At 66.9% G+C, this 23,055-nt stretch carries 22 protein-coding genes; 11 read left to right on the forward strand and 11 right to left on the reverse strand.

Translation table 11 applies throughout. The features are described 5' to 3' along the window. Nucleotides 1-62: 62 nt before the first annotated feature. Entirely contained in the window at nt 63-1,034 is a 972-nt protein-coding gene (locus tag VGV41_RS02215) for a tripartite tricarboxylate transporter substrate binding protein (RefSeq protein ID WP_326862012.1), read from the forward strand. Nucleotides 1,035-1,076: 42 nt separating this feature from the next. Then, nucleotides 1,077-1,640: an NAD(P)H-dependent oxidoreductase gene (locus VGV41_RS02220; RefSeq protein WP_326862013.1), complete on the forward strand. Its 564-nt coding sequence runs from the start codon at nt 1,077-1,079 to the stop codon at nt 1,638-1,640. Between the two features lie 171 nt (nt 1,641-1,811). On the opposite strand, the gene VGV41_RS02225 is transcribed toward VGV41_RS02220, so the two are convergent. The 3 genes from VGV41_RS02225 to VGV41_RS02235 all read right to left on the reverse strand — a co-directional run bounded on the left by VGV41_RS02225 (nt 1,812) and on the right by VGV41_RS02235 (nt 3,992). Next, on the reverse strand, nt 1,812-2,921 hold the full coding sequence (locus tag VGV41_RS02225; RefSeq protein ID WP_326862014.1) for an NADH:flavin oxidoreductase/NADH oxidase: 1,110 nt from the start codon (nt 2,919-2,921) through the stop codon (nt 1,812-1,814). A 36-nt stretch (nt 2,922-2,957) separates the two neighbouring features. Further along, a complete protein-coding gene (locus VGV41_RS02230) occupies nt 2,958-3,326 on the reverse strand; it encodes a DoxX family protein (protein ID WP_326862015.1) in 369 nt (122 codons plus the stop codon). A gap of 63 nt (nt 3,327-3,389) precedes the next feature. After that, nucleotides 3,390-3,992: a nuclear transport factor 2 family protein gene (locus tag VGV41_RS02235; protein WP_326862016.1), complete on the reverse strand. Its 603-nt coding sequence runs from the start codon at nt 3,990-3,992 to the stop codon at nt 3,390-3,392. Nucleotides 3,993-4,097: 105 nt separating this feature from the next. Here VGV41_RS02235 and VGV41_RS02240 point away from each other — a divergent pair, with 105 nt between their 5' ends. From VGV41_RS02240 to VGV41_RS02255, 4 genes are all read left to right on the forward strand, one after another. Next, nucleotides 4,098-4,859 carry a glucose 1-dehydrogenase gene (locus VGV41_RS02240; RefSeq protein WP_326862017.1) on the forward strand — a complete coding sequence of 254 codons (762 nt, stop codon included), beginning with the start codon at nt 4,098-4,100 and terminating at the stop codon, nt 4,857-4,859. Between the two features lie 22 nt (nt 4,860-4,881). Continuing rightward, nucleotides 4,882-6,615, forward strand: a complete 1,734-nt coding sequence (locus VGV41_RS02245; RefSeq protein WP_326862018.1) for a CocE/NonD family hydrolase — start codon at nt 4,882-4,884, stop codon at nt 6,613-6,615. A gap of 92 nt (nt 6,616-6,707) precedes the next feature. After that, nucleotides 6,708-7,769 (forward strand): gentisate 1,2-dioxygenase, encoded by a 1,062-nt coding sequence (gene gtdA, locus VGV41_RS02250; RefSeq protein ID WP_326862019.1) that lies wholly within the window; start codon nt 6,708-6,710, stop codon nt 7,767-7,769. Nucleotides 7,770-7,911: 142 nt separating this feature from the next. Continuing rightward, on the forward strand, nt 7,912-8,700 hold the full coding sequence (locus VGV41_RS02255; protein ID WP_326862020.1) for an alpha/beta fold hydrolase: 789 nt from the start codon (nt 7,912-7,914) through the stop codon (nt 8,698-8,700). Between the two features lie 61 nt (nt 8,701-8,761). Here VGV41_RS02255 and VGV41_RS02260 read toward each other — a convergent pair whose 3' ends face one another. Further along, nucleotides 8,762-9,847: an isocitrate/isopropylmalate dehydrogenase family protein gene (locus VGV41_RS02260; RefSeq protein ID WP_326862021.1), complete on the reverse strand. Its 1,086-nt coding sequence runs from the start codon at nt 9,845-9,847 to the stop codon at nt 8,762-8,764. 72 nt (nt 9,848-9,919) lie between these two features. Between VGV41_RS02260 and VGV41_RS02265 the strand changes: the two genes are divergently transcribed. Further along, on the forward strand, nt 9,920-10,705 hold the full coding sequence (locus tag VGV41_RS02265) for a hydroxypyruvate isomerase family protein (protein ID WP_326862022.1): 786 nt from the start codon (nt 9,920-9,922) through the stop codon (nt 10,703-10,705). A 71-nt stretch (nt 10,706-10,776) separates the two neighbouring features. Continuing rightward, nucleotides 10,777-11,343, forward strand: coding sequence for a hypothetical protein (locus tag VGV41_RS02270; protein WP_326862023.1), 567 nt, complete (start codon nt 10,777-10,779; stop codon nt 11,341-11,343). Nucleotides 11,344-11,402: 59 nt separating this feature from the next. Here the strand turns inward: VGV41_RS02270 and VGV41_RS02275 are convergent, their stop codons facing one another. Next, nucleotides 11,403-12,290 carry a metallophosphoesterase gene (locus VGV41_RS02275; protein WP_326862024.1) on the reverse strand — a complete coding sequence of 296 codons (888 nt, stop codon included), beginning with the start codon at nt 12,288-12,290 and terminating at the stop codon, nt 11,403-11,405. Between the two features lie 164 nt (nt 12,291-12,454). After that, on the reverse strand, nt 12,455-13,414 hold the full coding sequence (gene mbfA, locus VGV41_RS02280; protein WP_326862025.1) for an iron exporter MbfA: 960 nt from the start codon (nt 13,412-13,414) through the stop codon (nt 12,455-12,457). 141 nt (nt 13,415-13,555) lie between these two features. Here mbfA and VGV41_RS02285 point away from each other — a divergent pair, with 141 nt between their 5' ends. Then, entirely contained in the window at nt 13,556-14,038 is a 483-nt protein-coding gene (locus tag VGV41_RS02285) for an NUDIX domain-containing protein (protein WP_326862026.1), read from the forward strand. Between the two features lies 1 nt (nt 14,039). Here the strand turns inward: VGV41_RS02285 and VGV41_RS02290 are convergent, their stop codons facing one another. Continuing rightward, on the reverse strand, nt 14,040-15,014 hold the full coding sequence (locus VGV41_RS02290) for a glutathione S-transferase family protein (RefSeq protein ID WP_326862027.1): 975 nt from the start codon (nt 15,012-15,014) through the stop codon (nt 14,040-14,042). A 97-nt stretch (nt 15,015-15,111) separates the two neighbouring features. Between VGV41_RS02290 and VGV41_RS02295 the strand changes: the two genes are divergently transcribed. Both VGV41_RS02295 and VGV41_RS02300 read left to right on the forward strand, forming a co-directional pair. Further along, the gene (locus tag VGV41_RS02295) at nt 15,112-15,627 is read left to right on the forward strand and encodes an N-acetyltransferase (protein ID WP_326862028.1); all 516 of its coding nucleotides are present in this window, start codon (nt 15,112-15,114) and stop codon (nt 15,625-15,627) included. A gap of 79 nt (nt 15,628-15,706) precedes the next feature. Next, entirely contained in the window at nt 15,707-16,033 is a 327-nt protein-coding gene (locus tag VGV41_RS02300) for an HdeA/HdeB family chaperone (RefSeq protein WP_326862029.1), read from the forward strand. Here the strand turns inward: VGV41_RS02300 and VGV41_RS02305 are convergent. From VGV41_RS02305 to VGV41_RS02320, 4 genes are read right to left on the reverse strand one after another with little or no spacing between them, the layout of a single operon-like run. After that, entirely contained in the window at nt 16,008-18,074 is a 2,067-nt protein-coding gene (locus tag VGV41_RS02305) for a hypothetical protein (RefSeq protein WP_326862030.1), read from the reverse strand. The genes VGV41_RS02300 and VGV41_RS02305 overlap by 26 nt on opposite strands. Further along, nucleotides 18,075-20,921, reverse strand: coding sequence for a DUF4159 domain-containing protein (locus tag VGV41_RS02310; RefSeq protein WP_326862031.1), 2,847 nt, complete (start codon nt 20,919-20,921; stop codon nt 18,075-18,077). Next, nucleotides 20,921-21,868, reverse strand: a complete 948-nt coding sequence (locus VGV41_RS02315) for a DUF58 domain-containing protein (RefSeq protein WP_326862032.1) — start codon at nt 21,866-21,868, stop codon at nt 20,921-20,923. The genes VGV41_RS02310 and VGV41_RS02315 overlap by 1 nt, the downstream gene beginning before the upstream one ends. Before the next feature lie 4 nt (nt 21,869-21,872). Then, on the reverse strand, nt 21,873-22,883 hold the full coding sequence (locus tag VGV41_RS02320) for a MoxR family ATPase (protein ID WP_326862033.1): 1,011 nt from the start codon (nt 22,881-22,883) through the stop codon (nt 21,873-21,875). Nucleotides 22,884-23,055 lie beyond the last annotated feature (172 nt).

Consider the following 23,055-nt stretch of genomic DNA (forward strand, 5'->3'; position numbering starts at 1 on the left):
GGCGCGGTTCCCTGATACCGACCAACAAGCGCGGTCAGCGCGCGCGGCTCAGGGAGGATGCAATGAAGAAGCTCATCGTGACGGCGGCCGTGACGGCCGCCGTCGTCGTCTCGGCACTGGCGCCTGCGAAAGCCGAGTGGCCGAACGATCGGCCGATCCGCGTGCTGGTTGGCTTCGGCGCCGGCGGCGGCACCGATATCGTCTCTCGCATCATCGCGCAGCCGCTGTCGGAGTTGCTGCATCAGACGGTGGTCGTGGAGAACAAGGTCGGCGCCGGCGGCACGATCGCGGCCGAGCAGGTCGCGCGCGCCGACAAGGACGGCTACACGGCGCTGATGACCAGCCCCGCGCATACGGTGTCGGCGGCGATGCTGAAGTCCATCCGCTATGACGCGGTGAAAGACTTCGCGCCGGTGTCGTGGGTCGCCGATTCCTGCTTCGTCATCATCGCGCGCAAGAACTTGCCGGCAAACGACATCAAGGGCCTCGTCGCCCTCGCCAAGGCCTCTCCGGGCAAGCTCAATTACGGCGATGTCGGCGTTGGCTCGACGCAGAATTTCACCGCCGAATTGCTGCGGCAGCGCACGGCAATGGATACCAAGCACATCCCTTATCGCAGCACGGGCGCGGTGATCGCAGCGATGCTGTCGGGCGAGCTCGATTACGGCGTCGAGCTGGCGCATGCTGTGCAGGGCCAGATCAAAGCGGGCCAGGTGAAGGCGCTCGCGGTCGCGAGCCCGAAGCGGTGGCCGACGCTGCCCGACGTGCCGACGGTCGCGGAATCCGGCGTGCCGGGCTATGCCGTCGTCGGCTGGTACGGCTGGCTCTATCCGGCAGGCACGCCGAAGGCGATCGTCGACAAGATGAATGCCGCGCTGGCGCAGGTGCTAAACCGCCCAGAGGTGCGCGAGCAACTCGCCAAGGCGGGCGCGGTGGTGCATCTCTCGACCCCGGCCGAGTTCGCGACGCACATCGCCGCCGAAGTGGACACGTGGAAGAGCGTGCGCGAAAAAGCCGGGATCGAACAGCGCTGACCGGGCGTTTCCCCCGGCAGAAGCGGCAACAAGAGGTAAGGTATGGCGGATCAGGTGAAAATTCTCGTCATTTGCGGCTCGCTGCGTAAGGGGTCGTACAATGCCGCTTTGACGCGTGCGCTGCCGGAGCTCGCGCCTCCCGGGATGACGTTCACAATGGCGCCCGCTCACGACGTCATGCCGATGTACAACGCCGATATCCAGGAGGCATCCGGCTTCCCGCCGGCCGCCGAGGAACTGGCCGCCGCCATCCGCTCGGCCGATGGCGTCATCGTCGTCTCGCCGGAGTACAACTGGACCATCCCCGGCGCGTTGAAGAACGCCATCGACTGGGTCTCGCGCATGAAGGACCAGCCGTTCAAGGACAAGCCGGTGGCGCTCCAGTCCTGCTCGCAAGGCCCGCTCGGCGGCTCGCGCATGCAGTATCACATGCGCATGATGTTCACGTATCTCAACGCCTTCATCTTCGGCACGCCAGAGGTGATCGTGGCGTCGGCGCAGACCAAGTTCGACAAGGACATGAAGCTCGTCGACGAGACGACGCGCAATTTCGTCAAGCAGCAACTCGCCGGCTTTGCGAAGTTCATCGAGCGGGTGAAGGCGTAATTTTCCCTCTCCCCGTTTACGGGGAGAGAGTGGCGAGGGCCAAAGGCCCGAGCCGGGTGAGGGGGCGCATCAATCGCGCTCGGCTATGCGGATAGACCCCCTCACCCGACGCGCCTTCGCTCACGCTCCGGCGCGTCGACCTCTCCCCGCAAGCGGGGAGAGGTGAAGCACTCAGCCCTGCGCCCGCTTCGGAAACACCTGCGGCCGCATCTTGGGATGGCACGGCATGGTGCGCGGCGCGTAGGGCGCCTCGGCGCCGAGCTCTTCCGCCGCGTGCCACATCCAGCGCGGATCCCACATGGCGCCGCGACCGATGCAGATGAAGTCGGCCTTGCCGGAGGCGACGATGTCCTCGGCCTGCTGATAGCCGGTGATGAGGCCGACCGACATGGTCGGCAGCCCGGTCGCCTTGCGCACGGCTTCCGCGAAGGGGGCGTTGTAGGCGGGCGCGAACGGGATCTTCTGCCGCGCGTCGACCTGGCCGGACGAGACGTCCATGTAGTCGCAGCCGAGCGCCTTCAGTTCGTGCGCGAAGGCGATCGTGTCCTCGATGGTGGTGCCGCCATCGACCCAGTCGACCGCCGAGACGCGGATGCCGAGCGGCTTGTCGGACGGCCACGCCTTGCGCATCGCCTCGAACACTTCCAGCGGATAGCGCATGCGCTTCTTGACGCTGCCGCCGTATTCGTCGTCGCGCTGGTTGGCGAGCGGCGACAGGAACTGGTGGATGAGATAGCCGTGGCCGCCGTGCATCTCGATGACGTCGTAGCCGACGCGCTCGGCGCGCTGCACGGTCGCGACGTAATCCTTGGTCAGCTCCTTCATCTCGCCCTGCGTCAGCGCGTGCGGCACATGCCAGCCTTCGCCGAAGGGGATGGCCGACGGGGCGACGGTTTCCCAGGCGCCTTCCTCCTTGGTCAGCGGTTTGGCGCCGAGCGCCGGCGGCTGCGTCGAACCCTTGCGCCCGGCGTGGCCGACCTGCAGGCCCTGCTTGGCGAGGCCATATTGTTTGCAGAAGTCGATGACGCGCTTGAGCGCCTTCTCGTTGTCGTCGGAATAGAGCCCGGCGCATTTGTAGGTTATGCGGCCGACCGGATTGACGTTGGTCATCTCGGTCATCACCAGCGCCGCGGCGCCGAGCGAGAAATTGCCGAGATGCATCAGATGCCAGTCGTTGGCCGAGCCGTCGGTCGAATTGTACTGGCACATCGGCGAAACGACGACGCGATTGGGCAAGGTCATTCCCCGCATCGTGATGGGAGAGAACAGCGCACTAGCCATGATCAGCCTTTCTGGTCTTTTTTTACGGTGAGGAGGTCAGCCGTGGATCGCGAGCGCCAGGCAGCAGAGGGCCCAGAACAGGCAATATTCGATGCCGCCGATCACCCAGGTCCAGCAGCGGGTGAGCTTATATTGTGCCGCGGCGGCGACGGACAGATGAATGAAGGCGATGATCGCGGCATAGCGGGTATAGATGCCGAAGAACAAGGTCACCGTCAGGAAGGCCTCGACCACCGCGGAGAAATACATCCACGCCGCCGGCGGCTTGAAGCCGACATCGACGTAGAATTTCAGCGCCGCGGGAACGGTGAACTTGCCGACCAGATGCGGGACGAAGAAGACCGCGCAGACGATGCGCAGAACGTTGAAGCCGTCCAGTAAATTGAATTTGTCGGCCAGCGACATCCGGTCTCCCCGCTTTTTGCGGCGAAGGCTCGCATGCGGTCGCGTGAACCGCAAGGCGTGGGCTCAGGCGAGCGGCTCGCCCCGAAGCCAGGCCGCGGCCGCGGCATCGAGCGCGGCCAGCGCCGGTCCCTCGAGGCCGGGGAGATCGCCTTTGACCTGATAGCCAGCTTTCGCCTGGAGATAAGCAAGGTGGCGATAACCTTCGGGGAATTGCGCGAGCAGGGCGCCATCGAGCGCGGGCGTCGTGCCGGCCTCAAGCGGATCGAGGCGGTCCTTCTCATAGGTGTGCCGCCGCAGAACGATGCCCCAGCGGTTGTCCCGCTTCTCGAGGAAGTCGTAGATGCGGCCCCAGCAGGTCACGTCGCAGAGCACGCCTTCGACCATGCCGCGCTGCGCGATCTCCACTTTGGAACGGGCGATGGCGCGATCGCCGGAAAAGTCGATGGTCGTGCCGCCGAGCATGTGGTGGATCCGCGCACCACGATCGTAGCCCTGCTGGCTGACGGCGATGAACTCCTCGAACGTGCCCTGAAACCAGGTCGCCCACATCCGCCCATCGGCATGCCAGAGCGTGCGGAAGCGGTCCCATTGCCGCGCGTCACGCCACAGCACCCAGTTGTCGACGATGTCGCGGATGGCGAGGCGGTCGGCGATGTCGTTGGGCATGTCCACTCCGTCATGCCCGGCCTTGTGCCGGGCATCCACGTCTCTATGGTCTGCTGTAACAAGACGTGGATGCCCACGACAAGCGGGCATGACGGGAGGAAATGCATGAGCAGACTCCAAGGCAAGACCGCGATCGTCACCGGCGGCGCCAAGGGCATCGGCGCACACTATTCGCGCGCGCTCGCCGCCGCCGGCGCCCGTGTGATGATCGCCGATATCGAGGACGGCGCGGCGATCGCGGCGGAGATCAACGGCAAGCACAAGGACGCCGCGGTCTCGGAGCGTTTCGACGTCGCCGACGAGGCTTCGGTAAAGGCGCTTGTCGCCGCGACGATGCAGCGCTTCGGCCGCATCGACATCCTGGTCAACAACGCCGCGCTCTACGCCAAGCTCTCGCCGCGCAATTTCAACGAGTGGGACGCCGAGGTATGGGACCGCGTCATGGCGGTCAACGTGCGCGGGCCGTATTTCATGGTGCGCCACGTCTCGCCGCACATGATCGCGCAGAAGAGCGGCAAGATCATCAACATCGCCTCCGGCGCCGCCTACAAGGGCGTGCCGCGCATGCTGCCTTACGTCACGTCGAAAGGCGCGATGCTCGCCTTCACGCGCGCGCTGTCGCGCGAATTGGGCCCGCACGGAATCGCCGTCAATTCGCTGTCGCCCGGCTACATCCTCAGCGACACCGGGCTGGAGAACGCCACCCACGTCGAGGAGGAGCGCATGCCGGTGCGCAACAGCCGCGCCTTCAAGCGCGACGGCTACCCGGAGGACCTGGTCGGCGCGCTGGTCTTCCTGGCCTCGTCGGACAGCGATTTCGTCACCGGCCAGTCGCTGGTGGTGGACGGCGGCTCGGTCAATAACTAGCGACTACAGCGCGGGGCGGTAGATGCACGGGGCGAGCGACGGCGTTACGGTCATCGAGGACGGCGACATCCTTATCGAAAAGGATGTGCCAATCCCGCTTGCCGACGGCCACGTCGTCTATTGCAACGTGTTCCGGCCCAACCGCGACGGCCGCGTGCCGCCGATCGTCGTGTTCACGCCTTACGGTAAGGACTCCGACGTCGCGGTCGATTTCAAGCGCTATTGGGACGTCGTGCTGCGCGACCATCCCGAGGTGGTGCGTGACGGCTCCAGCGGCAAATATCTGACGTGGGAGGTGCCGGACCCCGAACGCTGGGTGCCAGCCGGCTATGCGGTCGTTGTGGTCGACGCGCGCGGCACCGGCAAGTCGCCCGGATTCTACGAGATGATGGCGCCGCTGCAGACGCGCGAATACTACGACGGCATCGAATGGGCCGGCACACAACCGTGGTCGAACGGCAAGGTCGGCCTGCTCGGCGTCTCCTATCTCGCGATCAAGCAGTGGCAGGCGGCCGCGTTGCAGCCGCCGCATCTCGCCGCCATGATCCCGTGGGAGGGCATGTTCGATCACTACCGCGACTTCTATCGTCACGGCGGCATCTACTCGTCATTTTTCCTCAAGCTGCTCTGGGACACGCAGATCGCAACCAACCAGAACGGCAACGCGGCGACGCCGTACCGGGACCGTTTCACCGGCGCGGTGTCGACCGGCGCCGCGATCAATCCGGACATGCTGCCCGGCAATCTGGCCAACGTCTATGAGGCGGGCCTGCACCATCCCTTTGACGACGCTTATTTCAAGGGGCGCACACCCGTTGCAGAGCGAATCACCGTGCCTTTCCTTTCGGCCGGGAATTGGGGCGGGCTCGGCCTGCACCTGCGCGGCAATGTCGAAGCGTTCGAGCGCGCGGCGTCGCGGCAGAAATGGCTCGAGATGCATACCGACACGCATTTCGCGTCGATGTACCTGCCGGACGCTGTGGTGCTGCAACGCAGGTTCTTCGATCATTTCCTCAAAGGCGAAGACAATGGCTGGGACCGGCAGCCGCCGCTAATCCTCACCGTGCGTGATCCGCGTGGCATCTCCCGCCGCAACGAAAATGAATGGCCGCTCGCGCGCACGCAATGGACCCGTTACTATCTCGATGCCGGCGCGGTTACGCTGTCCACGGACAAGCCGGCTTCGGCCGGCAAGGCCGAATACGAAGCGTTCGGCTCGGGCGTGACGCTGCGGAGTGCGCCGTTCGCCGCCGATACGGAATTCACCGGCCCGGTCGCGGCCAAGCTGTTCGTGTCGAGCAGCACAGCAGACATGGACCTGTTCCTCACCTTGCGCGTTTTCGATCCGCACGGCGGCGAGGTCACCTTCGTCGGTGCCAACGATCCGAAGGCGCCGGTGTCGCAGGGCTGGCTGCGCGTGTCGCAGCGCAAGATCGATCCGGCGCGCTCACGGCCGGATAAACCGTATCACCCGCATGACGAACGTCTTCCGGTGGTGCCGGGCGAGACCTACGAGGTCGACGTTGAGATATGGCCGACATCGATCGTTGTGCCGGTCGGCTATACCCTGGCTTTGACCATCGCCGGCAAGGATTTCGAGCGACCGGAGACGCAAGGGCTCATGAAGGGGTCGGGCATCTTCCTGCACGACGATCCGGCCGACCGCCCGGGCGCGCTGTTTGGCGGAAGCTGCGCCATCCATACGGGCGACGACCGCGCGAGCTACCTCCTGATGCCGCTCGTTCCCGCCCGCTGATCGCATCGGCCCGGTCGAATGGGCCCTTCCGCCCGGCCGCCGATCCGCTATACTGGTTACAAATCGAACTATCGGCCAACGGAGGAAATCCCATGGCGACGGCCACGGCCCACGCTGATCCCAAGCACAACATCCAGAACGCCCGGCAGGCCTATTACGACAAGATCTCGGAGTTCCATCTCGCGCCGCTCTGGGAGGTCCTCAAGGGCCTCGTCACGCCCGAGCCGAAGACGCAGATGGTGCCGGCGCTGTGGAAATTCCCGCAGGTCGAGAAACTGATGCTCGAGGCCGGCGAGGTCATCACCGCCGAGGAGGCCGAGCGCCGCGTGCTGGTGCTCGAGAACCCCGGCGATCCCGGCAAATCGCGCATCACCAACTCGCTGTTCGCCGGCATCCAGCTCATCATGCCCGGCGAAATCGCCGACGCGCACCAGCACGTCGCCTCCGCCATCCGCTTCGTGCTCAAGGGCAAGGGCGCCTACACGGCGGTGGAAGGCGAGAAGTCGATGATGGAGCACGGCGACTTCATCATCACCGCCAACTGGGCGCCGCACGACCACGGCAATCCCGGCAAGGAGCCGGTGATGTGGCTCGACGTGCTCGACATGCCGACGGTCAATCACTTCCAGGCGTCGTTCGCGCATCACTTCGACGACAAGATGCAGAACGTCAATCACGAGGACGGTGACTCGTTCGAGCGCTACGCCATGGGCGTGTTGCCGGATGGCGCGCCCGCGTCGTCGATGCGTACGCCGGTGATCAACTACCCGTATTCCAAGATGAAGCCGATCCTCGAACGCCTGAAGAAGACCGGTGACGTCGACAAGCGTCATGGCGCGCGCGTGCGCTACGCCAACCCGATCAACGGCGGCCCGGTGATCCCGACGATGGGCGCGAACCTGTCGCTGCTGCCGAAGGGCTTCAAGGGCGAACCCTACCGCTCGACCGACGGCACCGTTTTCTGCGTCGCCGAGGGCACCGGCACCACCATTATCGACGACAAGCCGTTCGAATGGGGCGTCAACGACGTGTTCGTGGTGCCGCCATGGAAGCGCTATCAGCACAACGTCACCGGCAACGCCGATGCGGTGCTGTTCTCGATCTCCGACCGGCCGGCGCAGGAAGCGCTCGGCATCTGGCGCGAGGGCGCGTAAGGCCGCCCGCCCGCCTCGGATCGCATTCGAAAAGCCGCGCCTTCGGGCGCGGCTTTTTTCATGCCGGCGACTCGTCGATTTCGTGCCCTTGCGCGTTATCTCGGCCGTTGCGACATTGCCCGCGGGGCATGGAGGGCTTGAGATGCAGTTGGAAGAACTCAGCGCCGGACGCGGCGCGCTGAAGGCCGTGCGCACGGGCGAGGGCCCCGACATAGTCGTGCTGCATTCGCTACTTGCCGACCGCCATGCCTTCGATCCGGTGTTGCCGAAGCTGGCCGAAACGCACCGCGTCACTTTGTTCAATCTGCCAGGCTTCCACGGCTCGCAGCCCCCGGTGCTGGCGCTGATGGACGCGTATGTCGCCTGCATCGAGGACGGCTTCGAGGAGTTCAAGATTTCGAGCGATGCCGTGCTGATCGGCAACGGCTTCGGCGGCACGGTGGCGCTGGCCTTCGCCATCGCGCATCCGGAGCGCATCTCTCGCCTCGTGGTCAGCGACGCGGCGGCGGGCTTCCCGCCGGAAGGCCGCCAGCAATTCGCGGTGATGGCGCAGAAGGTGGCCGAGGCCGGGCTCGGCGCGGTCGCCGAGATCGCGGCGAAGCGCGTCTATTCGCCCACTTATCTCGCCGCACATCCGGAGAAGATCGAGGAGCGCAAGCAGGTGCTGCTCGGCATCGAGCCGAAGGCCTTCCAGGCCGCCTGCAAGATTCTGCAGGAGACCGATCTGGTGCCGCTGTTGAGCCACGTGCGCGTGCCGACTTTAGTCGTTTGCGGCGAGCTGGACCAGGCGACGCCGCCGGCGCTCAACAAGGAGATCGCCGAGAAGGTCGCCGGCGCGAAGTACATCGAACTGCCCGGCTGCGGCCATTGCCCGCCGCTGGAGCAGCCGGAGGCTTTTCTGAAAGCGATCGGGGCGTTCGTGGGGCTGTGAGCTTGTGTCCCGGGCGCGGCGCAACATGCAATGTTGCGACGCAGACCCGGGACACGAATGCTTATCCCAAGGCCTGCATCACCGCCTTCGCAATCGCCGCCGTGCCGTCGCCGCCGCCATATTCCATCGGCTTGAGCCCGCCCGCGTAAGCCGTGTCGACTGCACGTTCGATGCGCTGCGCGGCGTCCGCCGCGGCCGGCTGATCGTGCTTGTCCGCCAGCCAATCGAGCATCATCGCCGCCGACAGGATCATCGCCGTCGGGTTGGCCTTGCCCTGGCCCATGATGTCCGGCGCGGTGCCGTGACATGGCTGGAAGACCGCGTGCGTGTCGCCGATGTCGGCCGACGGCGCGATGCCGAGGCCGCCAATGAGGCCGGCGGCGAGATCCGACAGGATGTCGCCAAACATGTTCTCCATCACCATGACGTCGAAGCGCCAGGGCCGCAGCACCATCATCGCGGCGCAGGCGTCGACATAGAGCATCTCGGTCTCGACGCCGGCAAATTTCGCCTTGCGTTCGTTGAAGATGTCGCGCTGCCAGTTGAACGCCTTGAACACGTTCGCCTTGTCGACCAGCGACAGTCTGCCGGGTTTGCCGCGCTTCTTGCGCCGCTCCGCAAGACGCAGCGAGAAATCGAACAGCCGCTCGGTCTTGCTGCGCGTCACCACCAGGGTCTCGCGCGCGTCGTCGTACGTCGTGACGCCCTTGCCCATGGAAGCGAACAGGCCTTCCGTCGACTCGCGGATGAGCACGAAGTCGATGCCGTGCTCGTGCGCGCCGACGATCGGCGAGGGCACGCCGGGGATCAGACGGGCCGGCCGCACGCCGGCATAAAGGTCGAAGATGAAACGCAGTTCGACCTGCGGCATGATCTCCGTGTTGTCGGGGTAGCGCACGCTCGGCAGGCCGCAGGCGCCAAGCAGGATGGCGTCTGCGGTCTCGCACTGCTTGATGGTCTTGTCCGACATCGACCTGCCGGTGGCGCGATATTCGTCGGCGCCGGCGGGCGCTTCCTCGAAGCGGAACGAGAGGCCCGGCGTCGTCGCCTCGACGCGGCGCAGCACCTCGAGTGCCGGCACCATGACTTCGTGACCGATGCCGTCGCCTGGCAGCACGGCGATGTGGAAGGCGGAATTGGCGGACATGACCCGAATTGTGTTTGCGAGCGGGACCTGCACTAAATAGCGGTCACGTCAGTCGTGCAAGGGTTGCAAGCCATGCCTCGTTTCTCTGCCCATCTCGGCTACCTGTTCACGGAGCGCCCGCTGCTGCAGCGCATCGAGGCCGCGGCGGCAGCCGGCTTCAAGGCGATCGAGGGCCGCTTTCCCGACGGCATCGCCGTCGAGGACTTCCGTCGCGCGGTCGAGCGCAGCGGCGTGCAGGTGCTCGGCATCAACACGCCACAGGGGAACGAGAACGAGTTCGGCCTCGGCGCGCTGGCGGGGCGGGAAGAGGAATGGCGGGCGTCTTTCGCGCGCGCGATCGAATTCGTCGGCGGCGTCGGCGGGCTCGCCATCCATTGCCTCGCCGGCATGGTCGCGCCCGCGGCGCGGCGCGAGGCCGAGCGGGTGTTCGTCGAAAACCTCAAGCGCGCCGCCGACGAGGCCGCAGCGAAGAAGATCAAGCTCTACCTCGAGCCGATCAATCTGCGCGACGTGCCGAATTATTTTCTCAACAGCGTCGAGCAGGCGGCCGACATCATCGGCCAGGTCGGCAGCGACAACGTCTTCATCCAGTACGATTTCTATCACGTGCAGATCGTCGGCGGCGATCTCATCGAGCGGTTCAAGAAGTATCAGCCGCTGATCGCGCACGTGCAGTGCTCGCAGGTGCCGGTGCGGCACGAGCCCAACGCGGACGGCGAGATCAACTACCCCTTCGTCTTCGCCGAGCTCGACCGCCTCGGCTATCCGCATTGGGTCGGCGCCGAATACCGCCCCCTCACCAGCACTGAGGCGGGGCTCGGCTGGGGCGTCCGCTACGGCCTGAAAGCGTCCGGTTAAGGAGCAAAGCTATTGAAAACGTGGGCTATCCCGCTTTGCGGCGGCCGATTCGACCTGCTAGATTAACCATTATGTTCGGACGCCGGACCAAGGCCGAGGCGGAACAGCCCGCCAGCACGGACCTCAAGGACGCGGTACGCGAGGCGCGCATCGAGGCGGCCGAGCGGTCGGCCGTCGTCGTCGACCTGCGCGACGCCGAGCTCGCCCGGCTCGAGCTGCTCAACGAGGCGCTCGACCCGGTGTTCAAGGACATTCCCGACGAGGTCGAGCTGTTCGATCGCGGTATCTCCCGCGGCGACGTGCCGCGGCTGTGGGTCGACGTCATCGCCCATGTCGAGATGGGGCGCGACAAGCGGCAGTATCGCTTCGTGCAGGACACCCGCTACGGCCGCGCCGTGCTGGCCGAGAGCTATGAGGTGCCGGACATCAGGCAGGCGGTGACGCGTTATGTCGCCGGCCGGCTGGTCGAGCGCGAGCGGGCGCTCGCCGACGATGCGGGGCGGCCGGTGGCGCAGACCGTGCTGCGCGTCGAGCGCCGCCGCCGGCGCTGGCACGCGGTGCGCGTGTTCCTGCTCGGCCTGATCGTCGGCGTGATAGGCCTTGTCGCGGCGGTGCTGATCACGGCCCCGCCGCAGTAGGCGCGCACTCTCGATTTGGCTGTGTTCTTCCGATCGTCGCCGCGAAAGCGGGGCGCCTTTCAGGACGACGCCGAGAGGCTCACCGGCGTGCTCTCGACGATCCTCCCGCCGTCAGCGAATCCGCGCGACACCATCTCGCAGCGCCACGCGCCCGGCGCGCCGTCGACGCGGTAGAGATTGTAGGCCGCCGCGTCGTGCGACAGGCCTGGCGCCGCCGAAGCCGATGGTACGCCGACCGCCGGCACGCGCGTGCCGGCAGGTCCCTTGAGCCAGTTGAGCATGTGCAGGTGATCGTGGCCGTGCAGCAACAGCTCGGCGCCATGCGCCGCGATCGTCTCGACAAGCGCCCAGGCATCGAGGAGCCGCTTGTGCTCCGCGGCTTTGGTGACCGGCGGATGATGGATGAGGATGACGCGGAACAGGCCTTCGGTCTTGAGTTTGTCGAGCAGCGGCCCCAGCGCCTTGATCTGGGCCTCGCCGAGCCGGCCGGTGGCCATGAACGGCGGCGTCGCTATGGCGGTGGACAGGCCGATCAGCGCGATCGGTCCGCGCCGGCGCACGTAAGGAAAGCCGACGAGGCCATCATCGCCGGTCATCCAGGGCGCCCACTGCGGCGCATAGCGCACAGCGTGCCGCACATAGGCGTCGTGATTGCCGGGCACGAAGCTTACGGATTTGAACGAGTCCAAGTGCTGCAGCCAGTTGCGGCCGCGCACGAACTCCTCCTCAAGCGCGATGTTGGCGATGTCGCCGGTGATGGCGATGTGGTCGGGCGCCTGATCCTTCAGATCTTCGATGAGCGTTTCGAGCACCGCGCGGTCGTGCAGGAACCGCCGCTTGCGCAGCCAGTTGATGTAACCGGTGATGCGCTTGTTCATGAGCTCGCTGAGGCGCGGCCTCGGCAGCGGCGACAGATGCAGGTCGGAGAGATGGGCGAGGGTGAACACTTATTGGTCATGGCCGGGCTTGTCCCGGCCATCCACGTCTTGGGGGGGACATATCATCGAAGACGTGGCCGCCCGGCACAAGCCTGCGACCGGGCCGGCCTTCGGCCGGACCCGGTTGGCCGGGCATGATGCCCGTGGCTGCGCCTGCCTTATCCGCGTTCTCCTCACGAACTTCCGATCAGAATACCGGTCAGAAACACCAGCACGCCGCCGACCACGACCTGGAACGCCGCCTGCAGGAACGGTGTATCCATGAACTTTGTGCGGATCCACGAGATCGCCCACAATTCGCAGATCACGACGATCACCGACACCGCGGTCGCGTAGAAGAAATCGGGGATGAGATAGGGCAGGGTATGGCCGAGGCCGCCGACGGTGGTCATCAGGCCGCACACGGCGCCGCGCAGCCATGGCGTGCCGCGGCCGGTGAGCGAGCCGTCGTCGGACAGCGCCTCGGCGAAGCCCATCGAGATGCCGGCACCGACCGAGGCGGCCAAGCCGACGAGGAAGGTCTCCCAGGTCTGGTGCGTGGCGAAGGCGGCGGCGAACAGCGGCGCCAATGTCGACACCGATCCGTCCATCAGTCCGGCGAGGCCCGGCTGCACGTATTGCAGCATGAACATGCGCTTGGCCGTCGCGTCTTCCTTCTCGCGCGCGCCGGCCGTGAGGATGCTTTCCGAGAGCTTGTGGGCGAGCGACTCGTGCCCGGCTTCCGCCTCGGCGAGGTCGACCAGCAACTGCCGAACCGAGGCGTCGCGCGCGTTCTCGGCGGCGCGGCGGTAGAAGCGCTCCGCCTGGAATTCCATGTCCTCTGCGAACTTGCGCACGTCCTCGAGCCCGAGCGGCCGCATCAGCCACAAGGTCGACTTGGGCGTGATGAAGCCCTTCACGTCCTGGCGGCGGATGAGCGGCAGGTATTCACCGAACTTCTGCCGGTAGAGGTCGAACAGGCGGGTGCGGTGCGTGACCTCCTCGTCAGCCATCTCGTCGAAGACCTTGGCGGAGGATGGGAACTGGTCGCGCAGGCCCTCGGCGAAGCCGCGGTAGATGCGGCTGTCCTCCTCCTCGTTGGTGATGGCCAGCGCCAGCACCTCCTGCTCGGTCAGGTCGGAAAAATTCTTCACAAGGATGCCCCTTCGCACTCGATGGCTTGAACGGCCTTAGACGTATATTAGAACCATTCCAAACCGCAACGGGTCCGCTTGCCCCAGCCCAGCCCCGTCCGGTAACGCCTCGTTGATGGGGCAGGTGCGAGAAGACCCGTCATGACCTTGCAGCGTCTCCGCCGCCGGCTGGAGCCGGTGATCCGGCCGATGATGCATTTCTACTGGCGCTTCGCCCGCGGCGCGACTCTGGGCGCCCGCGGCATGATCATCGACGGCCACGGCCGTATTTTCCTGGTCAGGCACTCCTATGTCGACGGCTGGCACATGCCGGGAGGCGGCGTGGAGACGGGCGAGACCATGCTCACCGCGCTGGCGCGCGAACTCGGTGAGGAAGGCAACATCCAGCTCAAGGGCCAGCCGCAGCTCTTCGCCATCTATTTCAACGGACGCATCTCGCGGCGCGACCACGTCGCGCTGTTCATCGTGCGCGACTTCCTGCAGGACAGCCCGCCGCGGCCGAACCGCGAGATCGTCGAGCACGGCTTCTTCGCCATCGATGCTTTGCCGGAGGAGACCAGCCGCGCCACGCGCGCGCGCATCGACGAGGTGTTCCGCGGCGTTACCGTCAGCGAATTGTGGTGAGCTAACCGAATCGCGCGCGGTCGTGCGGCGCGGCGAAATCGAGCTGCGGCCCGACCGGCACGATGCCGGTCGGATTGACCTGCTTCTGACTCCAGTAATAGTGCCGCTTGATCTGCTCGAGGCTCACGGTCTCGGCGACACCGGGCACCTGGTAGAGATCGCGCACGTAGTTCGACAGGTTCGGGTATTCGGTGATGTGCCGCCAGTTGCACTTGAAGTGCGAGTAATAGACGGCGTCGAAGCGGATCAGCGTGCAGAAGAAGCGCCAGTCGGCCTCGGTGATCTCGCCGCCGGCGAGATAGCGCTGCCGCGACAGGATCTGTTCCATCTCGTCGAGCGTGTCGAACAAATTGCGGAACGCATCTTCGTAGGCGGCCTGCGAAGTGGCGAAGCCGGCGCGATAGACGCCGTTGTTGACGTTCAGATAGATGAGATCGTTGAGGCGGTCGATCTCGGCCCGCAGCGATCTCGGATAGTAGTCGGTGTGCACGTTGGTGAAGGCGTCGAACGCCGAATTCAACATACGGATGATTTCGGGCGACTCGTTGTTGACGATCGTCTTGCGTTGCTTGTCCCACAGCACCGGCACGCTGACGCGGCCAGTGTAGCGCGGCTCGGCAAGCACGTAGATTTCCGAGAGCTTGGCCTTGCCGTTGAGCGCGTCGCCGGTCGAGCCGCTCGCCGTGTCGAAGGTCCAGCCGTCGCGGCCCATGTCGGGCGATACGACTGACATGGAGATCACGCTCTCCAGCGCCTTGAGCTTGCGGAAGATGACGGTGCGGTGCGCCCAGGGGCAGGCCAGCGACACGTAAAGATGATAGCGGCCAGGCTCCGCCGCAAAACCGCCGTCGCCGGTCGGGCCGGGGCTGCCGTCCGGGGTCACCCAGTTGCGGAATTTCGACGCCGGCCGGACGAAGTGCCCGTCCTTGGTGCGCGAAACGTCGTCCTGCCACACGCCGTCGACCAGAAGTCCCATGGGTCTACCTCGCCTTTTCGCCCCTCATTTAGGATGCCGCCGTGGAGAAGGCCACGGGCGAATAGACCTGCACAAGGGCAGGTGCTAATCGGCTCGCATGAGCGAACTGGCGCTGACCATACGGGCGGAGACCCCGGACGACGATGCGGCCATCGAGCGGCTGCACGAGCGCACCTTCGGGCCGGGCCGCTATGCCCGCACCGCCTTCCGCATCCGCGAGGGGCGGGGGCACCTGCTGCCGCTGTCCTTCACCGCCAGCATCGGCACCCTGCTGGTCGGCTCGGTGCGGCTGACGCCGGTGCGGATCGGGGCGGCGCCGGCACTGCTGCTCGGGCCGCTGACGGTCGAGCCGCCCTTCCGCTCGCACGGCATCGGCCGCTCTTTGATGGAGCGCGCGCTCAAGGACGCAAGGGCGCAGAGGCACAAGCTTGTCTTCCTGGTCGGCGACGAACCCTATTACGGCCGCGTCGGCTTCAAGCGAGTGCCGAAGGGGCAGGTTAAGATGCCCGGCCCGGTCGATCCGGCCCGTTTGCTGGTGAATGAGCTTGTCGCCGGCGCCTTCGCGGGAATAACTGGTACGATATTGCCAGACTGGGACGTTACGCCCGCATAAATTCCAAATCGGGATTCTACGGAATTGCCGCCGGCCCGACGCGCGCCGAAGCTGCGCCGACCAAACCCGGAGGCGATCCATGACACGTTTCTCAATTCTCCTTGTTCCGGCGTTGCTGGCGCTCGCCGGCCCCGTCCGCGCGCAGCAGCCGGCGCAGCAGCTCGATCTCGCGACCGTGACCTGCAAGGAATTCACCACCACCGACAAGGAAACCGTCGGGCTGGTCCTGATGTGGCTGCAGGCCTATTACACCGAACAGGACGCCAAGCCGGTCGTCGACTTCGCCAAGATGAAGAGCGACGGCGAGAAGATCGGCGCGTACTGCGACAAGAACCCCGGCCACAGCATCATCACCGCCGCCGACGAAGTGATGGATACCCCTACCGCCCCTCCCGCGCCCAAGTGAGCGCGAGCGAGCCGATCAGCAGCAACAGGCCGATCAGCCCAGCGAACACCGGCAGCACGCCGATGCCGCGCACGACCGACACGTCGCGCATGCGCAGGCCCATCCAGTCCTCGCCCTTGAACACCGATGAGGTGCGCACCGGCAGGATGCGCGGCACCTCGAGCCCGTGACCGTCATCGAGGCGGCGTACGCCGCCGCCGGTGGCGTCGGCGATCGGCTGCATCACGTCGGCGGTCGAGGTGACCTCCTGAAATTCGCGCGGATTGGCCGGCCCGACATTGGTGAGTGCGGTGAGCTTGCCGTCGGTCGCCCGCCACAGGCCCAACTCGTTGGCGGCCACCGTGGTTTCCCACAGGCCCGGCTCGTGCGGCTGCAGATGCAGCGTGCGCGTCGCGCCGGTCGGCGAGGTGAGGGTCACGTCGCCGACGGTGTCAGCCATGGTCTGCCGCTCGATCGTGATGTTGCGGCCGCTGACGTTGAGCCGCAGCGCCTCCTCCTCGAGGTCCGGCTGCTTCATCAGCCAGTGCGACAGACGGCGCAGCAGGTCGATCTGGGGACCGCCGCCTTCGTAGCCGCGCGCCCACAGCCAGATGTGGTCAGACAGCAGCAAGGCGACACGGCCCTTGCCCTCGCGGCCGAGCACGAGCAGCGGCTTGCCGTCGGGCCCCTGCATCACCGACGTGCCGCTCGGACGCTTGACGTCGACGAGGCGGAACCAGCGGCTCCAGTGCGGCGGATTGCTATCGGCGCCCTCCAGTCCGCGCGTCACCGGATGCCGTTGGCCGGCCTTGGTGAGGCTGGCGAAGAAGGGCGTTTCGGTCACGCCGCCGGTCGGCTCCGCCGGCAGGATTTCGTCGAGCGGCGTGCGCCACAGGCTGGTCTGGCTGGCGTAGTCCGGACCCGCCGCGATCAGCACGGCGCCGCCGTCGCGCACGTACTTGGCGATGTTGTCGAAATAGATCATCGGCAGCACGCCCTGGCGGGCGTAGCGGTCGAAGATGATGAGCTGGAATTCCGAGATCTTCTGCTGGAACAATTCGCGCGTCGGGAAGGCGATCAGCGACAATTCGTTGATCGGCGTGCCGTCTTGCTTTTCCGGCGGACGCAGGATCGTGAAGTGCACGAGGTCGACCGAAGCGTCGGACTTCAACAAATTGCGCCAGGTGCGCTCGCCTGCATGTGGCTCGCCGGAGACGAGGAGCACGCGCAATTTGTCGCGCACGCCGTCGATCGAGATGACGGCGCGGTTGTTCACGTGCGTCAGCTCGTTCGGCACCGGCGCCGCCTCGACCTCGACGATGTTCTGTCCCGCATGCGGGATAGGCACGTCGACCTTTTCCTCGCGGCCGACCGGAACGTTGCGCTGCTCGATCACCTCGCCGTCGCGGCGCACCGTGACCTGCGCGGTGCCGACATTGATGTTGTGATCCTCGACGCGGAAGCCGATCGTCTGCTTCTGGTTGACGATGCCGAAGCGCGGGGTTTGCGTGAGGACGACGCGGCGGTCGATCTCGGCCTTGTGCCCGGTGATGAGCGCGTGCACCGGCGCCTGGAAGCCGAGCGCCGAGGCTTCCGCCGGCACGTCGTGCACGCGTCCGTCGGTGATCATGAAGGCGCCGGCGATCCGGTCGGGCGGCACGTCCGCCAGTGTGGAATTAAGCGCCGAGAACAGGCGCGTGCCGTCGTTCTCGCCGTCGGCCTGGCCGGCTTCGGCGACGCGCACTTCGAGGCCGGGAATGTGGTTGAGGCGGTCGACCAGGATCCTGCGCGCCTCTTCGGTCTGCTTGTTGCGATCGCCGAAGTCCTGGCTCGGGCTCTTGTCGATAATCACCGCGGCGACGGAGGGGATCGGGTCGCGATCCTCGCGGGTGAAGGACGGGTTCGCCAGCGCCAGCACCATCAGGCCAAGCGCGATGGCGCGCAGCACCGCACCGCGGCTGCGCGCAAGAAGCAGAAGCGCCGAGATCACGACCGACGCGCCGAAGGCCGCCCACACCACGTAGTCGGGCACCAGCGGAGCGAATGAGACGCCGAGGTTCATTTACTGCCCCAGCCGTTCCAGCAGCGCCGGGACGTGCACCTGGTCGGCCTTGTAGTTGCCGGTGAGCGTGTACATCACGATGTTGACGCCGGCGCGGAAGGCGAATTCGCGCTGGCGCGGCTCGCCAGGCACCAGCGGCAGCATGGCTTGGCCGTCCTGCCGCATTGCCCAGGCGCCGGCCATGTCGTTCGAGGTGATGAGGATCGAGGAGACGCCGTCGCCGGCGCGCGCCGGGCGATCGGCCGCGTCGCCGTTCTCCGGCGGCAGCGCTTCCACCCACAGCTTGCCGTCGGTGAAGCGGCCGGGGAAGCTGCGCAGCAGATAGAACGTCTTCGTCAGCACGTGATCGGGCGGCACCGGCTCGAGCTCTGGAACGTCGAGCGACGACAGGATCGCGCGCAGCGCCACCATGCCCGGCGTCTGCATCGCGCCGTCCGCGCCGGGCGGCGCATCGATGGCGTCGCGCGTGTCGAACAGCACCGTGCCGCCGCGCTTCATGTAGGTGTCGATCTTCTCCAGCGCCGCCTGCGACGGCTTCGGCGCCTTCGGCGATACCGGCCAGTAGATCAGCGGAAAGAAGGCGAGCTCGTCCTTGGCGGGATCGAGGCCGACCGGATCGCCGGGCTCGAGCGCGGTGCGCTGCGCGAGGAAGAGCGTCAGGCCTTCGAGACCCGCTTTGCTCACGGCATCGAAATCGGGGTCGCCGGTGACGATGTAGGCGAGATGCGTCTGGTGCGTCGCCTGTAGCGCGAAGTCTTTCTGCTGTTGGGACAGCGGCGGCGGCCAGTTCGGCGCGGTCGGCGTCTGCGCACGCGCCGCGTCTTGCCACGCGCCGCCGACGAGCATGCCGATGAGCAACAGCGCGGCGGTGACCTGGCGGCGATGGCGCATGGCGGCGATGCCGCCGGACAGGAGGATGACCACCAGCGCATCAAGCAGCAGCAGGCCGAGCGCGGCGAGGAAGACCGGGCCGCGCAGGTCGAGCGGCTCGCCCTGCCGGTACACATCGATGCGGGCATTGAGGGAGCTGACGTCGAGCGGCGCCGGGCGGTCACTGGGCGCGAGCGTGTTCACGGCGATCAACCCTTCCGGCGGCCCGTAGAAGCCGGGCGGGTGCTCGGCCGTGGCGCGGCCCGTGTAATTGCCCGGGATTGGCTTGGCGGTCGGCGGCGGCGTGGTGAACGCGCCGAAGCCGTCGAGCACGCGCGTCGGTGCTACGGCGGCGACGCGGTTTGCGCCGGCGCTGTCCTTCTCAGCCGTGTTGGCGGGTGTCGCGCCGGCGAGCGAGACGATGTGGCGCAGCATGTCGACGAAGGCGCCGGACAGCGGCAGGTTCGACCAGCGCGGATCGGCCGTCACATGGAACAGCACGATCAGTCCCTTGCCGCGGCGCTCGGCGGTGACCAGCGGCGTGCCGTCGCCGAGCGTCGCCCAGGTGCGGCTCGGCAGTTGCGCGTCGGGCTCGGCCAGCACCTGCCGCGTCACGGTGACGTCGTTCGGCACGGTCAGGCCGGCGAACGGGCTTTCGCGCGAATAGGCGGCGAGCGGCTGCGGCTTGTCCCAACTCAATGTGCCGCCGAGGATGCGCCCGCCACGGCGCAGCTTCACCGGCACCAGATTGTCGTCGCTGGCGGCGAGATGCGGTCCGGCGAAGCGCACCAGCACGCCGCCGTCCTCCACCCATTTGCTCAGCGGCTGCGTTTCCTCGGCGACGTTGCCAACATCGGCAAGGATCAGCATCGGCAGATGCTGGCCGAGGAAGCGCTTCACCGCCTCGGCGGGCGCGACGCCTTCGGCGAGGCGCACGTCGGCGAAGGGATTGAGCGCGCGCTGCAAATAGTAACTGGCGCCGAGCAGCGGCTGGTCGCGATCGGCGTCTGAGCCGGACACGATGCCGACCGTGCGCCGGCGCCAGCGCTTGTCGAGCAGTTGCACGGCGCCGGCGGAGCGCTCGCCGACGATCTCGAGGCGTGCGACGTCGTTGCGGATCTCGACCGGCAATTTGATTGCCGCTTCGGTCTCCGTCTCGCCGGGCTTGAACGCGAACGGCGCATCGCCGAGCGGCAGCCCCTTCAGATCGATGGCGTTGACGACGCCGTTTTCGGCCGTGCCGGTCTGCGCGCGCAGCACCTTTACGGTAAGCGCGCCGGCGGCGTTGTCGGCGGCTGCGAGCGCATGCGCCGGCGGCAGCCCGCCCGTGACGATGGTCAAGGGATGATCGCCGATGACGCGCTTGAGGCCCTGCACGAAGGCGGCGCCATTACCGGCATCGACGCCGTCGCTCAGCCAGATGACCTCGACCTTGGGCGCCTTTTGCAGGAACCGTTCGATCACCGACAGTGCGGCGGCGCGGTCGACCGATTGCGGCTGCGGCTTGACTTGCTTCAGGGCCACGCGCGCGGCGCCGGCGATCTGCAGCGACACGCCGCGCGTGGTCTCCGACAATGGCAGCAGCGCCACGCCGCGGTCGTCGGCCTCGGCGCGCGCGATCGTCTCGTCGGCGGCGCGCATGCGCGCGTCCCAGGTACCGGCGGCGGACCAGCCGTCGTCGATCAGCATCAAGAGCGGTGCCGAACGGTCGGTGGCGGCGAGCGGCGGATTCCACAACGGGCCGGCGGCGGCGATGACGACGAGCGCGGCGAGCAGCAGGCGCAGGAGGATGAGCCACCACGGCGTGCGCGACGGCGTCTCTTCCTTCGGTGCGATCTCGAACAGCAGCCGGGTCGGCGGGAAATCGACGCGGCGCGGCCGCGGCGGCACCAGCCGCAGCAGCCACCACAGTGCCGGTAAGGCGAGCAGGCCGAGCAGCACCAGCGGCTGGGCGAAGGCGAGGGGCAAGGAGCCCATTATGCTGCGCTCCCCGCCTGCACCGTGTTCGCACGCGCGCTGCCAGCCGCGGCATGGGCGCCCATGCGCGCATAGAGCGCCAGCAGCAATTCGGTCGCCGGCCGGTCGGTGCGGTGAATGGCGAAGGTCCAGCCGCGCTGGTCGGTTTCGGCGCGGATGGCGTCGCGGTGACGGGCGATCAGGCCCTGGTAGTCGCTGCGCCAGGTTTCCGCGCGGCCGGCGGTGACGCTGCCGGCGCCTTCCGGTTCGACGAATTCGACGCGCCCGGAATAGGGGAAACTCTCTTCTGCCGGATCGACGATCTGCACCACGTGCCCATGCGCGCCGGTGGCGGAGAGCTGGGCGATCGTCGCCCGCACCTCGGCGATCGGGCTCCACAGGTCGGAGAGCATGACGATCTCGGCGAGCGGCGAGGGGGCGAAGGACGCCGGCAGGCTCGGTCGCTCGCCGGTGTCGTGCAGCATTGCTTCCGCCATCTTTTCGATGACGTTGCGGCTGGCGGTCGGCCGCATCAGGCCGGGAATGCCGACGCGCTCGCCGCCCTGCACCAGCACTTCCGCCAGCGCGAAGGCCACGACCAGCCCGCGCGCGAGCTTGCTGTCTTTGGCCAAATGCGAGGTGAACGTCATCGACGGCGAGCGGTCGGGCCAGAGCCAGATCGTGTGCGAGGCTTCCCATTCGCGCTCACGCACGTAGAGATGATCGTCGCGTGCCGAGCGGCGCCAGTCGACGTTCTGTGCCGGTTCGCCGGAGACGAAGCGCCGGTACTGCCAGAAGTTCTCGCCCGAGCCGGCGCGGCGGCGTCCGTGCAGGCCGTGGATCACGGTCGCGGCGACGCGGCGCGCTTCGAGCACCAGGCGCGGCATGGCATCGGCCAGCGCGTGCGCACCGGCGCTCGCCTGGCGGACGGCGCCAGTCTCGATGTCACTGGGCCCGGGCTCGGCCATTCGCTTATCCGAAACGCGCCGTCAGGCGCCGGATCACGCCGACGATGGTCTCGCCTTCGGCGCGGGCGGCGAAGGTCAGGGCCATGCGGTGCTTGAGGATCGGCTCGGCGAGTTCGAGCACGTCGTCGACCGACGGGGCGAAGCGCCCGTCGAGCAACGCACGGGCGCGCACCGCCAGCATCAGTGCCTGGCTGGCGCGCGGCCCGGGACCCCAGGCGATCAGCTTGCCGATGTCGCCGGCGTCAGGGCCGGGACGCGCCGAGCGCACCAGTTTGAGGATGGCCTCGACCACGGATTCGCCGACCGGCAGCCGGCGCACCAGGCGCTGCGCCGACAGCAGATCCTCGGCGGTCATCGACACCTTGGCATGGCTGTCTTCCGCACCGGTCGTGTCGAACAGGATGCGCCGTTCTGCTTCGAGATCGGGATAGTCGACGTCGATCTGCATCAGGAAGCGGTCGAGCTGCGCCTCGGGCAGGGGATAGGTGCCTTCCTGCTCCAGCGGGTTCTGCGTCGCAAGGACGTGGAATGGCTTCGGCAGGTCGTGGCGAACGCCGGCCACCGTGACGTGCTGCTCCTGCATCGCCTGCAGCAGCGCCGATTGCGTGCGCGGCGAGGCGCGGTTGATCTCGTCCGCCATCAGCAACTGCGCGAACACTGGTCCCTGGATGAAGCGGAACGAGCGCCGGCCGCCCTGGCCCTCATCCAGCACTTCGGTGCCGAGGATGTCGGACGGCATCAGGTCGGGCGTGAACTGCACGCGCCGGGCGTCGAGCCCGAGCGCAATGCCCATCGTCTCGACCAGCTTGGTCTTGGCGAGGCCGGGGACCCCGACCAGAAGCCCATGTCCGCCTGACAACACAGTGATAAGCGCGCGCTCGACCACCACGTCCTGGCCGAAGATCACGGCGCCGATCGCCTCTTTCGCCGCACGCACATTGGCGGCCGTCGTCTCCGCCGTGCGCACGATCATGTCTTCCAGCTTTTCGATGCTTTCGCCGCCTGCCACTGCCATGGAATCCGTATCCTTGTCCGGGCATGACGGGCCGTTGGCGGTCCACCGTCCTGAAGCCCATGCGAGGAGCGCCCTTTATCTAAGTGCCAATGCAACAAACACGCCGGGGACGTTTTCGATGCGCTCCGAGGGATCGAATCCGCCTCATTCTCTTCGCCCAAGTGTACGCTAT

It is taken from the genome of Pseudolabrys sp. (assembly GCF_035943735.1).
In the GTDB taxonomy this organism is placed as follows: domain Bacteria; phylum Pseudomonadota; class Alphaproteobacteria; order Rhizobiales; family Xanthobacteraceae; genus Pseudolabrys.